Source organism: Amycolatopsis endophytica (genome assembly GCF_013410405.1).
GTDB classification, from domain to species: domain Bacteria; phylum Actinomycetota; class Actinomycetes; order Mycobacteriales; family Pseudonocardiaceae; genus Amycolatopsis_E; species Amycolatopsis_E endophytica.
This window is the reverse complement of sequence record NZ_JACCFK010000001.1, coordinates 875,008-888,215: the sequence shown is the minus strand read 5'-3', so window position 1 is coordinate 888,215 and position 13,208 is coordinate 875,008. Positions and strand designations below refer to the sequence as shown.

Sequence of the window (13,208 nt, the reverse complement as noted above, 5' to 3'; positions counted from 1 at the left end):
CCCGAGTGAACGTCTCCAGATTACTGTTCGGGTGAGTGAAGCGGCCGTGGGCCGGGTCTTGACGATCTTGAGGAGGACGAGGGGATGCGGGTCCTGGTGACGGGCGGTGCGGGTTTCATCGGCTCGCATTACGTCCGGCAGGCGCTGTCGGGGGCCTACCCGGCGCTCGCCGACGCCGAACTGGTGGTGCTCGACAAGCTCACCTACGCGGGCAACGAGGCCAATCTGGCGCCGGTCGCGGACTCGCCGCGGCTGCGTTTCGTGCGCGGGGACATCGCCGACGCCGAGGTGGTCACCGAGGTCATGAAGGGCGTCGACCTGGTCGTCCACTTCGCCGCGGAGTCCCATGTGGATCGTTCGATCCTCGGTTCGGCCGACTTCGTGGTGACCAACGTGCTCGGCACCCAGACGCTCCTGCAGGCCGCGCTCGAGGCCGGGGTGGGCAAGTTCGTGCACGTCTCGACCGACGAGGTGTACGGCTCGATCGAGAGCGGCTCGTGGTCGGAGGATCACGTGCTGGAGCCCAATTCGCCGTATTCGGCCTCGAAAGCGTCATCGGACCTGCTGGCCCGGTCCTTCTTCCGGACACACGAGCTGCCTGTTTGTGTGACGCGGTGCTCGAACAACTACGGTCCGTACCAGTTTCCGGAGAAGTTCATCCCGCTTTTCGTTACCAACTTGTTGGACGGGCACAACGTCCCGCTCTACGGCGACGGGTTGAACGTCCGTGACTGGCTGCACGTGGACGATCACTGTCACGGCATCCAGCTGGTGGCCGACGGCGGCCGTCCGGGGGAGATCTACAACATCGGCGGTGGCACCGAGTTGACCAACCGCGCGCTGACCGAGCGAATGCTGGCGGCGGTCGGGGCAGGCTGGGAGCGGGTCGAGCAGGTCGCCGACCGCAAGGGGCACGATCGGCGGTACTCGGTGGACATCACCAAGATCAGCTCGGAGCTCGGGTACGCGCCGAGGGTTTCCTTCGACGAGGGGCTGGCGGATACGGTGCGCTGGTACGCCGACAATCGCGCGTGGTGGGAGCCGTTGAAGGGTCGTGCCACGCTGGTGGGGAAGTGACGAATGCTCAGTGTGCTCGTGCCCGGCGGATCGGGTCAGCTCGGCGGTGACCTGTCCGCGCTGGCCTCGCCCGAGGTCCAGGTGGTCGCGCCGTCGTCGTCCGAACTGGACGTCACCAGCGCCGGTTCGGTGATCGCGGCGGTCAACGCACTGGCCGCGGCGGCCGCCGAGGCGGGCCGTCACCCGCTGGTGATCAACGCCGCCGCCTACACCGCGGTCGACGCGGCGGAGACCGACGAGCAACGAGCGTTCCGGGTCAACGCCGACGGTGCCCGGGTGCTCGCCGCGGCCTGCTCCTCACGCCGCGTCCCCTTGATCCACCTGTCGACGGACTACGTCTTCCCCGGCGACTCGACCCGCCCGTACGAGCCGGAAGACCCGTTGGGGCCGCGCAGCGCCTACGGCCGGACGAAGGCCGCGGGCGAGGACGCCGTGCTGGGATCAGGCGCGCAGGTGTGGGTCGTCCGCACGGCGTGGGTGTACGGCGCGAGCGGTACGAATTTCGTCGAGACGATGCGCCGCCTGGAATCCGAACGGGACACACTGTCCGTTGTGGACGATCAACGCGGCTCGCCGACGTGGTCCGCGGACCTGGCGGCCGGTCTGCTGAACCTGGCCCGGACGATCGCCGAGGGCCACCCCCCGCAGCGCCGGGTGCTGCACTGCACCAACGCGGGCGAAACAACGTGGTACGGCTTCGCCCGGGCGATCTTCGAGGAACTCGGAGCCGACCCGGATCGCGTAAAGCCCTGCACGACGGCCGAATTCCCCCGCCCCGCCCCGAGGCCCCCCTACTCGGTGCTGTCCAACGAGGCATGGACCAAGGCGGGCCTGACAGAGTTGCGCCCCTGGCGAGACGCCCTGCACACCTACCTGACCCCCACGCTCCCGGAGCGGCAAACACGCTGACGGGAGCGGCAAACACGCTGCCCGGAACGGCAAACACGCCGACGCCGGCGCCGTGTTTGCTCCTCCGGGCGCCGTGTTTGCCGCTCCCGCACACCCACCCCGCCACAAAACGCCCACCCGGCAACCCAAGCCGAACCAAGACGTACCCGGACCTCCCCCGCCCCGATCCCAAGCCGTCATTTGGTCGCTGCTCAGCGACTGAAACCCTCCGCGAGGAGGGGCGGGGGAGGTCGAACCCAACGCAACCACCTACCGGCCGCCAACGCGCCCAGCGGTCAGCGCCGAAGGCGCTTCCCCACCAGCCGAAGGCAGCGCGAGTTCGAAGATCAAGACTGTGAGCCAGGCCCGCACGCTTTGGTCCTTCAACTCGCGACCCGGCGCAGGGTGCGGGCCTCGCTCACAATGATCGAGACGGCCTCAGGCGACGGAACGACCACCCAGCAGGCTCGCTGACGCTCGCCGCTGCGCGCTCGCCGCCGCCGCGCGCTCACCGCCGAGACGCCAGCCGGTAAGCCTCCAGCGTGGCCTCAGCCGTCCGCCGCCACGTGAACCCTGCGGCGTGAGCACGTCGCTCACTGGACACCGAAGCCGACGGTGGCTCGGTCACCGCTGTCCGGAGTGCCGTGATCAGCGCATCCACATCGCCGTAGGGGGCGAGATGGGCGTACCCGCCCGCGATCTCCCGCAATGCCGGGATGTCCGAGCACACCACGGGCACGTCCGAGGCCAGCGCCTCCAGCGCCGGCAAGCCGAAACCCTCGTCGCGCGAAGGCAGAACCAGCGCCGTTGCACCGGCCATCACGTTGTGCAGGTCGCGTTCGGACAGATACCCGAGGCGCCGACTGCGAGGTGTGCCGGGAGCGGGGCCGGGGCCGGAGAACACCAGCGGCGGCAGGTCATCAGCCGCCGCGTGGGCTTTCAGCAGCCAGTCCATGCCCTTGCGCGGGCCCGCCGCTCCGACGAACAGCAGGTACCGCTCCGGCAACCCCAGCCGCTCGCGCATCGCGTCGTCGGGGGAGTGGCCGGTGAACCACGCCGCGTCCACGCCGAGCGGGGTGACCACGATCTTGTTCCGCTCGACGTCGAGCCGGGTGGCGACCGCGTCCGCGACCGCTTCCGTGGGGGTGCAGATCACGTCGGCCCGGATGGCGCTGCGTCGCACCAGCTCCGGCAACTCGCGGTCGCTGGGTGGCAGTTCCGACGGGGCGTCCAGGAAGGCCAGATCGTGGATGGTGAGCACGCCCGCGGCCCGCAGCGCGCCGGGCAGGACGAAGTTCGTGCCGTGCACCACGTCCGCCCGGCCCGCGAACAGTTCGATCGGCGGGAACGTCGAGCGCAGCCACGCCTTGCGCAGCATCCGCGCGGACACCGGCATGCCACGGGCCCGTGCGCCGTGCGGCAGCACGTACCGCAAGCGTCGCCAGCCGCGCAGCGTGAACGCGACAGCGCGCATGTCCACATCGGACATCGAGGCGAGCTCTTCGGCCAGTGACGCGGTGTAGCGCCCGACGCCGGTCCGGTCACCGAGCAGGGGCGTCCCGTCCAGCAGGACCCGAAGCGCTCGCTCAGCCACGACGGCGGGCGACCTTCCGCACCCGTCCGGCGACCCGCCGGGCCAGCTCCTTCGGGCCGCCGTCGGCGAGGTATTCCTTCACCAGAGCCAGATCCCGCCGCACCGCCTCGGCCCCGCGCGGCGGCTCCTCCACCGTCAGCTCGGCCGCGCCGACCAACCGGTCGGCGGCCGGGCGCGGGTCACGGCAGAACTCGACCAGCGGCGCCAGCGCGGTGGGCCAGGCGAACTGCTTCGCGACCACCTCGATGCGGTCACGGCAGCCCGCGGCGAACTCCTCGTCGTAGAGCACCTTCTCCAGGGCGTCGGCGAGCGCGTCCACGTCCTCGGCCGGTACCACGACACCCAGCTGCTCGTCGCGGACCAGGTCGGCGAACGCGTCACCGTCCGTGGTGACGATCGGCAGCCCCGCCCACAGGTAGTCCAGGACACGGGTGCGGAACGCGAAGGTCGTCTCCACGTGCTCGAAGTGGGTGGTGACACCGCAGTTCGCGTCGAGCAGCCAGTTCTGCCGCTCCCCGAACGGCACCCAGTGCTCGTTGAAGTACACGTGCTTGTCGGTCAGCCCCAGCCGGTCCGCGAGCCGGATCGTGCGCGCGCCGATGTCCATCTCGGCGACCTCGGGGTTCGGGTGCTTCATCCCGAGGAACACCAGCTTCACGTCCGGCCGCCGCTGCCGCAGCCGGTCGATCGCGTTGACCAGGCTCAACGGGTCGAACCAGCTGTAGACGCCACCCGCCCACAGCACGACGCGGTCGCCCGGATCGATGTCCAGCGTCGCCCGCAGCCCCGGCCCGGTCCGCGCCGGCGGTTCCGGCGACAGTCCGAACGGAACGACCGACAGCAGCGACTGCGTGGTCGGGTCGGCGTCGTAGAGCCGTGGCGACAGACGTCCCAGCGCGGCCAGGTGCCCCAGCCAGAACAACCGCTGCCGCTCCGAGGCGCACAGGAAGAAGTCGCCCCGCAGCAGCTGCGCGTCGAGCACCCGAGTGACCCCGGCGAGGTCGGCGGCGCGCCGGTCGTCGGGCGCGCTCTTGCCCTGCTCCAGCAGCTCCAGGTGCATCGGGTCGTACAGGTCGCAGACCACGATCTTGCTGGAATCCTGCGCCTTCAGCGCGGGCGCCATCTCCAGCACGTGGCCCTGCAGGATCACGATGTCCGCCCACGCCACCGGCTCGGTCAGGTCACGCTTGCGCGCGGCGCTGACCGGGAACGGCGCGGGCGGCGGCGCGGCCAGCGGGTTGACCGTGACCAGCCGGACGTCGTGCTCGGCGGACAGCACGGTGGCGATGTTCCACGCCCGGATCGCCGGGCCCGCCATCCGGTCGGTGATCGCGTCACCCGTGATGACCAGCACTTTCCGGCGCTGCCCGAACACCGCCTCGATGCCGAAGACCTCGGCCAGGATGTCGTGCGCGGCCAGGTACCGGGGCAGGGGGTAGGCCGGCTCCAGCGCCTTGCGCATGAGCGGGATCAGATCGGCGTCCGTGCGCACCCGCGCGGCCTGCTCGGCGGCGCGCGACTCGGCCAGCGACGGCAGCAGCTCGACGAACTGGTCGATCGCCAGCACCCCGGCCAGCGTGGTGCGCGGGACCTCGACCGGGGCGGTCTCCACCGCTCCGGCCTTGGCGAGGTCCAGCTGCGTCGCGTCCAGCTCGCCGCGCGCGGTCGCCCGGCGCACGCCCAGCGCCAGCGCGGCGGGCAGTACCTTCGCCAGCGTCTCGTCGGAAAGGTTCTTGTACAGCGCGGCGAGTGCGTTGCGCTCCAACAGGAACGTCTCGCGTCCGGTGTCCGGGGCGTCCACTTCGGACATCGTGCCGTGATGGCGGTGGTAGGTCACCGACTCCGGCACGTACCGCACGCGCCAGCCGCGCAGGTTCAGCCGCCAGCCCAGGTCGACGTCCTCGTAGAACATGAAGAAGCGCTCGTCGAACCCATCCAGGGCCTTGAACACGTCGGCCCGTACGAACATCGCCGAACCGGTGGCGAACAGCACGTCCTTGGCGACCTCGTGCTCGCCGGGCGCGAGGCCGGCGAGCGGACCGCCAGCGTGCCGCTTGTAGCCCATGCCGAACCAGGTCAGGCCCGCGTCCACGAAGTCGACGCCGGTGCCGTCCCAGTCGAGGACCTTGCTGGCCACGGCCGCGACGGCCGGCTCGGCACGCAGCACGTCGACCGCGGCTTTCGCCCACGCCGCGTCCGGGCGCGCGTCGTTGTTCAGGAACGCGAGCACGCTGCCCCGGGCGTGCCGGGCACCGAGGTTGCAGCCGCCCGCGAAGCCGGTGTTGGTGCCCGACTCGATCACGTGCGCGTCACCGGCGGCGGCCTTGATGCGGGCGACGTCGTCACCGCCCGAGGCGTTGTCGACCACCAGCACTTCGAGGTTCGGGTAGTCGAGATCCTCGCGCAGCGCGCGCAGGCAGGTGATCGTGTGTTCCGCGCCCCGGTAGTTCACCAAGATCACCGAGACCAGCGGCAGTGGTGCATCCCCCTGGACCAACGCCCGACCTCCGTACTCGCTCCTGTGCGGAGAGACTATCGGGAGGTCCAGGCCGTCCAGACCGCGCCTCGGCCGATCGTCGAGCGGCGCGTGATCGCGCGCCGGGCAGCGAGCGTGGACGGCAGCCGGGTGATGATCTCGGACAACACCCGGCACCGCAGGCCGACGCGGAAATTGGGCGCTTCGGGCGCGGCCCGCTTGAGCGGCAGAACGGCGGTGATCGCGGCGAACCGCGCCAGCTCGCGCGCCGCGGCCGTGGCCGGTGCGCAGCGCAGGAGCGTGAGCAGCCGGTTGCGCTCGTTCCAGCGGTGGAAGTTCGCCGAACCGGGCTCGGTGCTGGCGCCGTGGCGGTGCGTGACCCGCGCGGTGGGGACGGTGACGATGTCGTGCCCGGCCAGTCGCAGCCGCCACGCGGTGTCGGTGTCCTCGTAGTAGCAGAAGAAGCTGCCCGGAACACCGCCGATGTCGCGGAGGATCCGCGTGCGGATCAGTGCGGCGCCGCCGCAGAAGCCGAACACCGGGGTTTGCGTGCGGTCGTAGCCGTGGCCGTCCGCGGTGAGACCGACGCCGAGTGACTGGACCTGCCCGTCGGCGTACTCCAGGCGCGACGCGGCGGCCGCGGCGTCGCCGAGGTGGTCCTCCAGCTCGGCGAGCCAGTCCTCCGCCGGGGCGGCGTCGTCGTTGAGCCACACCGTGAACTCGGTGTCCACTGCGGACAGTGCGTGTTCCATCGCCCCGGCGTAACCGGTGTTGCGCGGCAGGCGCCGCACATCGGGGGAGCTGGGGTGGCGGGCCAGGATCGCGGCGGTGCCGTCGTCGGAGGCGTTGTCGATCACCAGCAGCCGGTGCGGCCGGGTCTGGGCGGCGAGGGCGTCCAGACAGGCGGTGATGTGCGCGCGACCGCGCCAGGTGACCACCACGACGGTGCTGCGGATCGGCACGCGGGAAGAATACGTGCCGTGCCCGAACTCGTGGTCATCGCCGAGCAACTGCTCGCGCCCGTCCCCGGCGGGACCGGCCGCTACACCGCCGAGCTGCTGCCCGCGCTGGTCGCGACCGCACCGCCCGGGTGGACGGTGTCGACCGTGACCGCGCGGCATCCTGCCGGGCTGCCCGGCGCGCGAATGCTGCCGTTGCCGCCGCGCGCGCTGATCGCCGCGTGGCAGCTGGGCCTGCCGTGGTGGCCCGGCGGGGACGCGGTGCACGCGCCGACGCCGCTGGCCCCGCCGCGGGTGCCGAAGGGACGGACCCTGTCGGTCACCGTGCACGACACCGTGCCGTGGACCCACCCGGAAACCCTGACGGCACGCGGAGTGCGCTGGCACCGGACGGTGATCGGGCGGGCAGCGAGCCGGGCGACGGGGCTCGTGGTGCCGACGCGGGCGGTCGCGGACGACCTGGTGGAGCGGGTGCGGCTGCGGGCGCCGGTGACGGTCGCCGCGCATGGCGTGGCGGAGGTGTTCACGCGCGACGACCTGCCCGATGTGGATGTGCCGCCGCGGTACGTGCTCGCCGTCGGGACGATCGAGCCGCGCAAGGGCATCGACGTGCTGATCGCGGCGATGGAGCGGGTCGGCGTCCCGCTGGTGCTGGCCGGGCAGCCGGGCTGGGGTGGTCTGGACCCCGTCGCGCTCGCCGGCGACCGCGTGGACGTGCGGGTTCTGGGGCGGTTGGACGACGTTTCGCTGGCGGCGGTGGTGCGGCGGGCATCCGTGCTCGCGGCGCCGAGCCGCGCGGAGGGGTTCGGGCTGCCGGTGCTGGAGGCGATGGCGGCCGGGGTGCCGGTGGTGCACTCGGACGCTCCGGCGCTGGCCGAGGTGGCGGGAGGCGCGGGCGTCCAGGTGCCGCGCGGGGACGCGGAGGCACTGGCAGCAGCGTTGAACGGCGTGCTGTCCGGTCCGGAACGGGCGGCTGACCTGGTGAGTCTCGGCCGTGCGCGAGCCGCGGAGTTCTCGTGGGAGCGGGCAGCGGAGGCCGTTTGGGCCGTTCACGAAGATGCCACTTCGTGAGTTCCCGACCACGGCGGTAGCGATCAGCCGTACCCTGCACGAGTGGGAAGAGGCGAACCCAGCGTCCTGATCGATGCCACGGCCGTGCCCGCGGACCGGGGTGGGGTCGGTCGATACGTGGACTCGCTGGTGGCCGCGCTGGACGACGACGGTGCGCCTGTCACGGTCGTCTGCCAGCCACGCGACTTCCGGCTGTTCGACCGGCTCGCGCCGCGCTCGCGGGTCGTCCCGGCGGTCCAGTCCACCGCGACCCGCACTGCGCGGCTGATCTGGGAACAGACCACGCTGCCGTCGCTGGCCCGGCGGCTGGGCGTGGACGTCGTGCACTCGCCCCACTACACGATGCCGCTGGCGGGGCCCGCCGCGTCGGTGGTGACCCTGCACGACGCGACGTTCTTCACCGACGCGGTGTTGCACTCGTCGGTGAAGGCGCGGTTCTTCCGCGGCTGGACGCGGACGGCGTTGAACCGGGCGACCCTGTGTGTGGTCCCGTCGAAGGCGACCGCCTCGGAGCTGACACGGGTGGCGCGGGCGAAGCAGTTGGAGATCATCGAGCACGGGGTCGACGTGGAGAGGTTCCACCCGCCGACACCGGAGGAGATCAAGGCGGCGCGGGCGGCGATCGGACTCGAGCAGACGCCGTACGTGGCTTTCCTCGGTGCGCTGGAGCCGCGCAAGAACGTGCCCGCGTTGATCCGGGGTTTCGTGAAGGCGGTCGAGCACCGGCCGGACCCGCCCGCACTGGTGCTGGCCGGTCAGCCGGGCTGGGACACGCAGGTGGAGAAGGCGCTGGCGGCGGCTCCGTTGCGGCTGCGGGTGATCCGAGCCGGGTACCTGCCGTTCGACACGCTGTCCGGTTTCCTCGGTGGGGCGGAGATGGTGGCCTACCCGAGCCTCGGTGAGGGTTTCGGCCTGCCGGTGCTGGAAGCGATGGCCTGCGGGGCCTGCGTGCTGACCACCCGGCGCCTGTCGTTGCCCGAGGTGGGTGGTGACGCGGTCGCCTACTGCGGCGTCGGGCCCGGCGACGTGGCCGCCGCGCTGAGCGAACTGCTGGACGACCCGGCCCGGCGCGCGTTCCTCGCCTCGGCCGCCCAGCGCCGCGCGAAGGAGTTCTCGTGGTCCACGAGCGCCGAGAAACATCGTGAGGCGTATGGCAAGGCGTGGCATCTGCACAAGCGGGAGCAATAGCCCGTTGGTCCGGTGGTTGTTGGACCCGTGGTTGTTGGACACTGTTCGGCCGGATGGGGTACAGTGGGTGGCTCGAGGCCCCCGTAGGGCCGAGAAGTGAGCCCGTGGTGCGTCCAGACGGTCGTGTCACGGGCTTTGCGCTGTCTAGACCTCGATCACATTCTGCACGACCGGCATGATCCTTCTGCGCCAGTCCCCGCCCGCGCCGTAGATGTGGCTGGTGACGGGAAGGCTGGCGATTCGACCGGCCAGCAGCAGCTTCAGAAGCTGCTTGCGAGCAGGGGCGAGTTGCGCGGGATCCACGACCGCGACGCAGATCGGATAGATCTGCGCCCGGGCTGACTCGTCGATGAAGGCGTGTAGCGACACGAGGTCATCCTGGACGAGGAGTACGCGCACGACCGCGCGCGGTAGCGACCTGCCGCGGCAGGTTCGGCGAGGGGGTCGCCTCGTTGCGCTGAGTGGTGGGGGCACAATGGCGCCGTGACCGAGCCGAGCCGTTACGGCGACGGGGTTGCCGTGGTTGTCGTGACGTACTTCCCCGGTGAGGACCTCGACCGCTTCCTCGACAGCCTGGAGAAGGCGACCTCCCGCGACGTGCAGGTGATCGTCGCCGACAATGACTCGACTGACGAAGCCCTTGACCGCGCCGAGGGGCGCGCGGGCGTGCAGGTTCTGCGGATCGGCGAAAACCTGGGCTACGGCGGTGGCGCCAATCGCGGCGTGGTGGAGCTCGACGATCGTTACGGGTGGATCGTCATCGCCAACCCGGACCTCGAATGGGAACCCGGCTCCCTCGACACCCTCCTCGACGCCGGGCAGCGCTGGCCCCGCGGCGGCGCGTTCGGGCCGCTCATCCGCGACCCCGACGGCACCGTCTACCCCTCCGCCCGCCTGCTGCCCTCCCTGGGCCGCGGCATGGGGCACGCCGTGTTCGGCAAGATCTGGCCCGCCAACCCGTGGACCCGCGCCTACCGTCAGGAACAGGGCGCCCCGATCGAACGCACGTCCGGCTGGCTGTCCGGTTCGTGCCAGCTCATCCGCCGCGCCGCCTGGGACTCCGTCGACGGCTTCGACACCCGCTACTTCATGTACTTCGAGGACGTCGACCTCGGCGACCGCATCGGGCGTGCCGGGTGGCACAACGTCTACATCCCCTCGGCGGCGGTCACGCACATCGGCGGCAAGGCGACCTCTCGTGCCCCGAAGAAGATGCTGGCAGCACACCATGAGAGCGCTTACCGTTACCTCGCCGACCGGCACCGGGGGCTCGCCTGGAAGCCCGTGCTGGCGGCGGTGAAGGCCGGACTGAAACTGCGGCTCAAGTTCGAGACGCGGGGCAAGTAGCGAGCTGCGACAAATCGAGCTGGGTGGTCATCCCGGAGCCAGCTCGCCGGTTCAGGGCGCGGGTCTGTGCGGCGTGCGTTGCCGCGCCCGCCTACAGCCCTTCCAGCCGGCGTGCGAAGTCGGAGTTTCCGTTCTGCGTCTTGGTCGTCGGGACGAGGCCGTCGACCTCTTCCTCGGTCTGCACCGGGGCCATCCCGACTCGCGTGTCGGGTTTGGCTTCCAGACTGCCCTGCACCGATTCGATCACCGACGCGGGCACCACGGCCGTCGTGTCCGGGTCGTCCTCGTCGATCTTGTCGACGACCGACCTCGGGATCTGCTGGGTGGTCGAGGCGTCCATCGGCGAAACCGCGGCGTCCGGTGTCACCACGAACGCACCCCGGGACTGTGCCCTGGCCAGCAGAGCATCCGCTCGATCGCGGGGGTCCATCCCCTAGGCCTCCCGACTCGACGTAAGGCCCTCTCCGAACGGGGCCCGGCGTGTGCTGTCTAGGGTAGGCCCTCCGGGCCGTCGCCGTCATTGTTTCCCGCGGCTTGTCGCCCGCCGGTGCGTGATAAAGGGAAGGATCTTCACGTGACCTCGGAACTGGACGTCGATGCCGTTGTGCTCGTGGGTGGCAAGGGCACCCGCCTGCGGCCGTTGACCCTGTCCGCCCCGAAACCGATGCTGCCCACCGCGGGCGTGCCGTTCCTGACCCACCTGCTGTCCCGCATCCGCGCCGCGGGCATCAGGCATGTGGTGCTCGGGACGTCCTACCGCGCCGAGGTGTTCGAGGAGCACTTCGGCGACGGCGCGTCGCTGGGGCTGGAACTCGAGTACGTCGTCGAGGACGAACCGCTGGACACCGGCGGCGCGATCCGCAACGTCGCCGACCGTCTGCGCGCCGACCACGCGGTCATCTTCAACGGCGACATCCTCTCCGGCGCCGACCTGCGCGCACTGGTCCAGACCCATCGGGACACGAACGCGGACGTCACCCTGCACCTGCAGCGCGTCGAGGACCCCAGCCGCTTCGGCTCGGTGCCCACCGACGCCGACGGGCGGGTCACCGCGTTCCTGGAGAAGACCCCCGACCCGCCGACCGACCAGATCAACGCCGGCTGCTACGTGTTCCGTCGCACGGTGCTGGAGGCCATCCCGGCAGGTCGCCGCGTATCGGTCGAGCGTGAGACGTTCCCCGGCCTCCTGGAGAACGGCGCGCACCTGCACGGGTTCGTCGACGCGTCCTACTGGCTCGACGTCGGCACCCCGGAGGCGTTCGTGCGCGGCAGCGCGGACCTGGTGCGCGGGCTCGCCCCGACCTCGGCCCTGCCCGGCCCGGCCGGCGAATCCCTCGTGCTGGAGGGCGCGGACGTGGCCGCGGACGCCACGGTCACCGGCGGATCGACCGTCGCCGCGGGGTCGCACGTGGCCTCCGGCGCGCGGATCGACGGGGCGGTGCTGTTCGACCGGGTGTCCGTGGCGGAGAATGCGGTCGTGGAGAACTCCGTGCTGGGCGTGGGCGCGCGCGTCGGCAAGGGTGCCGTGCTCAAGGGCGTGGTGCTCGGCGACGGCGCGACCGTCGGCGCCGGGTGCGAACTGCTCGACGGCGCCCGCGTGTGGCCGGACGCGACGCTGGCCGACGGATCGATCCGGTTCTCCAGCGACGCCTGATGCGGTATCGCCCGCCGTTCCCCCTCGACCTCGATGCGGTCCTCCGGCCGCACCGGCGGGGCAAGGGCGACCCGTGCCTGCGCGCGGACGAGACGGGCACCACGTGGCTGACCGGCAACACCCCGGACGGCCCGGGAACGCTGGCGCTGCGCCGGTTCTCCGACGGCGAGATCGAGGCTGCGGCGTGGGGGCCGGGCGCGGACCGGCTGCTCGACGGCGTGCCGGCGCTTCTCGGCGCCGAGGACGACGACAGCGAGTTCGTATCGCACCACGACCAGGTCGCCCAGGTGCGGCGCCGCATGCCGGGGCTGCGCCTCGGCTCGACCGGGCGGGTGTGGGACGCGCTGATCCCGGCGGTGCTGGAGCAGAAGGTCACCGGCTACGAGGCGCGACGGTCGTGGCGTGAACTGTGCCGGTGGTTCGGCGAGGAAGCGCCGGGCCCGGCGCCTGCCGGGACGCGGGTGCCGCCGTCACCGAAGGCGATCATGTCCATTCCGGACTGGACCTGGCACCGGGCCGGCGTGGACCTGAGCAGGCGCAAGGCGCTGATCCACTCGGCGCAGGTGGCGCACCGGCTGGAGCGGGCGGCGGGGATGCGCGGCGCGGAGGGCAGGGCGTTCCTGCGGAAGGTGCCGGGCATCGGGGTCTGGACCGCGTCGGAGATCGCGCAGCGCGCGTGGGGCGACCCGGACGCGGTCAGCTTCGGCGACTTCCACATCCCCGCGGTCGTCGGGTACGCGCTGCTGGGCGAGCCACTCGACGACGAGGGCCTGGCTGAGGTGCTGGCCCCCTATGCGCCGCAACGGCAACGCGCGGTGCGGTACCTGGAGGCGGCGGGATTCACCCGCCCCCGGTTCGGCCCGCGCTTCTCGCCCCGCGACTACCGCGCGATCTGACCCCGCCCGAACGCGGAACTCGCGCTCCGGAACGCCGAACTCGCGGCCCGCAGCGGGG

At 71.6% G+C, this 13,208-nt stretch carries 12 protein-coding genes; 7 read left to right on the top strand and 5 right to left on the bottom strand.

The window, feature by feature from the left end:
• Window positions 1–84: 84 nt before the first annotated feature.
• The gene (gene rfbB, locus HNR02_RS04325; protein WP_179771922.1) at window positions 85–1,077 is read left to right on the top strand and encodes a dTDP-glucose 4,6-dehydratase; all 993 of its coding nucleotides are present in this window, start codon (window positions 85–87) and stop codon (window positions 1,075–1,077) included.
• Window positions 1,078–1,080: 3 nt separating this feature from the next.
• Window positions 1,081–1,986: a dTDP-4-dehydrorhamnose reductase gene (rfbD, locus tag HNR02_RS04320; RefSeq protein ID WP_179771921.1), complete on the top strand. Its 906-nt coding sequence runs from the start codon at window positions 1,081–1,083 to the stop codon at window positions 1,984–1,986.
• A 487-nt stretch (window positions 1,987–2,473) separates the two neighbouring features.
• Here rfbD and HNR02_RS04315 read toward each other — a convergent pair whose 3' ends face one another.
• From HNR02_RS04315 to HNR02_RS04305, 3 genes are read right to left on the bottom strand one after another with little or no spacing between them, the layout of a single operon-like run.
• A complete protein-coding gene (locus HNR02_RS04315; protein WP_179771920.1) occupies window positions 2,474–3,559 on the bottom strand; it encodes a glycosyltransferase family 4 protein in 1,086 nt (361 codons plus the stop codon).
• Window positions 3,552–6,056 carry a glycosyltransferase gene (locus HNR02_RS04310; protein WP_179771919.1) on the bottom strand — a complete coding sequence of 835 codons (2,505 nt, stop codon included), beginning with the start codon at window positions 6,054–6,056 and terminating at the stop codon, window positions 3,552–3,554. Before HNR02_RS04310 ends, HNR02_RS04315 begins: the two co-directional genes overlap by 8 nt.
• Before the next feature lie 35 nt (window positions 6,057–6,091).
• Entirely contained in the window at window positions 6,092–6,997 is a 906-nt protein-coding gene (locus tag HNR02_RS04305; RefSeq protein ID WP_179771918.1) for a glycosyltransferase family 2 protein, read from the bottom strand.
• Window positions 6,998–7,015: 18 nt separating this feature from the next.
• Between HNR02_RS04305 and HNR02_RS04300 the strand changes: the two genes are divergently transcribed.
• Window positions 7,016–8,065 carry a glycosyltransferase family 4 protein gene (locus tag HNR02_RS04300; RefSeq protein WP_179771917.1) on the top strand — a complete coding sequence of 350 codons (1,050 nt, stop codon included), beginning with the start codon at window positions 7,016–7,018 and terminating at the stop codon, window positions 8,063–8,065.
• Window positions 8,066–8,107: 42 nt separating this feature from the next.
• On the top strand, window positions 8,108–9,253 hold the full coding sequence (locus tag HNR02_RS04295; RefSeq protein WP_179771916.1) for a glycosyltransferase family 4 protein: 1,146 nt from the start codon (window positions 8,108–8,110) through the stop codon (window positions 9,251–9,253).
• Window positions 9,254–9,397: 144 nt separating this feature from the next.
• On the opposite strand, the gene HNR02_RS04290 is transcribed toward HNR02_RS04295, so the two are convergent.
• Window positions 9,398–9,652, bottom strand: a complete 255-nt coding sequence (locus tag HNR02_RS04290; RefSeq protein WP_218902648.1) for a hypothetical protein — start codon at window positions 9,650–9,652, stop codon at window positions 9,398–9,400.
• Between the two features lie 84 nt (window positions 9,653–9,736).
• Here HNR02_RS04290 and HNR02_RS04285 point away from each other — a divergent pair, with 84 nt between their 5' ends.
• Entirely contained in the window at window positions 9,737–10,600 is an 864-nt protein-coding gene (locus HNR02_RS04285) for a glycosyltransferase family 2 protein (RefSeq protein ID WP_179771915.1), read from the top strand.
• Window positions 10,601–10,691: 91 nt separating this feature from the next.
• Here HNR02_RS04285 and HNR02_RS04280 read toward each other — a convergent pair whose 3' ends face one another.
• A complete protein-coding gene (locus HNR02_RS04280) occupies window positions 10,692–10,970 on the bottom strand; it encodes a hypothetical protein (protein WP_376772816.1) in 279 nt (92 codons plus the stop codon).
• A gap of 204 nt (window positions 10,971–11,174) precedes the next feature.
• Here HNR02_RS04280 and manB point away from each other — a divergent pair, with 204 nt between their 5' ends.
• Window positions 11,175–12,254: a mannose-1-phosphate guanylyltransferase gene (gene manB / locus HNR02_RS04275; protein WP_179771913.1), complete on the top strand. Its 1,080-nt coding sequence runs from the start codon at window positions 11,175–11,177 to the stop codon at window positions 12,252–12,254.
• The gene (locus HNR02_RS04270) at window positions 12,254–13,150 is read left to right on the top strand and encodes a DNA-3-methyladenine glycosylase family protein (RefSeq protein ID WP_179771912.1); all 897 of its coding nucleotides are present in this window, start codon (window positions 12,254–12,256) and stop codon (window positions 13,148–13,150) included. Before manB ends, HNR02_RS04270 begins: the two co-directional genes overlap by 1 nt.
• Window positions 13,151–13,208 lie beyond the last annotated feature (58 nt).